This is a genomic window from Pseudofrankia coriaricola (assembly GCF_032027725.1).
GTDB lineage: Bacteria > Actinomycetota > Actinomycetes > Frankiales > Frankiaceae > Pseudofrankia.
In genome coordinates, this window is the sequence record NZ_JASNFO010000195.1 from 1 (window position 1) to 2,136 (window position 2,136).

Genomic DNA, 2,136 nt, shown 5'->3' on the forward strand with positions numbered 1-2,136 from the left:
CCAGCCGTCGAGCACCCCGGTGGCGTCGATCGCCTCCGACGAGCGTGAGCTGATCGCCGCGTACCAGACCAGCCCGGGTGTCGGGGTGCGGACCACCAGCAGGTGCGGGGTGCCGGACAGGACCGTGAGCCTGTCACGATTTTGGCTCTGGCGCACATTCGGTGGTAACGGTGCGTTAGCGCCGGTCGTGGAGGTCAAAGCGGTCGAAATCGGCCACCTCACAGACGTTCGCGAGGTCCGGCAGGCGCCGCCGCGCTGCGCTGGAAAGCCTCAACCAGGACAAAGTAGACGCAAGCGGCGTCTCACCACGCGATCACTGAACGTCACCACCGAATATGCGCCAGAGCCACGATTTTCGTGTAAGCCAGAGATGAACACCAGCCTACAAGTTCACATTATCAGAATGGCAAGCGTCCCGGGAAGAGGTTGACCAGCGAGTTGAGCGCGATTTTCCAGCCGTGGGTCCCGGTCCCGGACTCGCCGCCCCGGTGGCTCGATATGTTCCGGAGTCCCAGGTAGAGTAGCTTCATCGCCGCGTCACGGTCCGGGAAATGGCCTCGATTCTTCGTGATTTTCCGGAGTTGGAAGTTCATCGACTCGATGGCGTTGGTCGTGTAGACGATTTTCCGGAGCTCCGGCGGGTAGTCCAGAAAAGGAATGAACTCCGCCCACGCGTGACGCCATACGTCGACGGCGCCGGGGTACTGGGTCCCGAAGTTCTTGTCGAAGGCGGCCAGGCCGAGTTCGGCGGCTTCGAGAGTAGGCGCGGTGTAGATCTCCTTCATCGCCCTGACGACGGCTTTCCGATCGTTGTAGGAGACGAAACGCATCGCGTTGCGGATCACGTGGACAACGCACGTCTGCACCACGGTCTCGGGAAAGACCGCGACGACGGCCTCGGGCAGGCCGGTGAGCCCGTCGCAGCACACGATCAGGATGTCGCGCACACCGCGGTTGCGCAGATCGGCCAGGACCTTCTGCCAGAACTTCGCCCCCTCGGTGTCCTGGATCCAGCAGCCCAGCGCGTGCTTGCGCCCGTCGACGTCGACACCCACGGCCAGGTAGGCGACCTTGGTCGTGACCACACCGTTGTCCTTGACCCGGATCCGCAGACCATCCACGTACAGGATCGGGTAGACCTCGTCGAGTGGCCGGGACTGCCACGCCTTGATTTCGTCGACCACCACCTCGGTGACATTCGAGATCAGTTCCCGGGATGCATGGACGCCGTAGACCTCGCCCAGGTGCGCCTCGATGTCGCGCGTCGTCATTCCCCGCGAGTACAACGACAGGATCGTGTCGTCGAGGTTCCCTATCCGACGGGCATGCTTCGGTACGATCATCGGCTCGAACGAGCCGTTCCGGTCACGCGGCACCTCAATGTCGACCGGCCCGTTACGCGTCGACACCGTCTTCGTGGACCTCCCGTTACGGGAGTTCCCCGTGCCGTGTCCGGCCGGATCGCCGACCTCGTACCCGAGATGGTCCGTCATCTCGACCTGCAGGGCACGCTCCAGGACGGCCTTCGTCATCTGGTTCAACAAACCATCAACCCCATCGACCGGCGTTCCGGTCGCTTTCGCATCCTTCAACAACGCGTCAATCGTTTCCGGAGAAAAAGCCTCCGCAACCCTCCGCACCGCCGCCTCGTCATTTGTCCGAGGCGTAACGATCTGTGTCATTCGGTGTCCATTTCTGACCTACCCGATCAAGGTAAATCAATCCTGGTCCACCTCTGGCTTACACAGTCGTCATGGCTCTGGCGCATATTCGGTGGTGACGTTCAGTGATCGCGTGGTGAGACGCCGCTTGCGTCTACTTTGTCCTGGTTGAGGCTTTCCAGCGCAGCGCGGCGGCGCCTGCCGGACCTCGCGAACGTCTGTGAGGTGGCCGATTTCGACCGCTTTGACCTCCACGACCGGCGCTAACGCACCGTTACCACCGAATGTGCGCCAGAGCCGTCGTCATGACACGCCCAGGACCGTGCCCGTGGCCTCGTCGAGATCCCTGCGCAGCACGTTGACCGGGGACTCGTCGCCGCACAGTACCGGCTCGGCGCGCAGCGCGGCCTTCATCGCCTCGTCGAAACCGGCGGCCTCAAGATCCTCGGCGAGGCGGGCGTTCGCGCGGGCGACG

The 2,136-nt window shown here is 63.3% G+C and carries 1 protein-coding gene; it reads right to left on the reverse strand.

The annotated features are described in order from the left end of the window. Window positions 1-398 precede the first annotated feature (398 nt). Window positions 399-1,682, reverse strand: a complete 1,284-nt coding sequence (locus QOZ89_RS47035; protein WP_071050285.1) for an IS256 family transposase — start codon at window positions 1,680-1,682, stop codon at window positions 399-401. Window positions 1,683-2,136 lie beyond the last annotated feature (454 nt).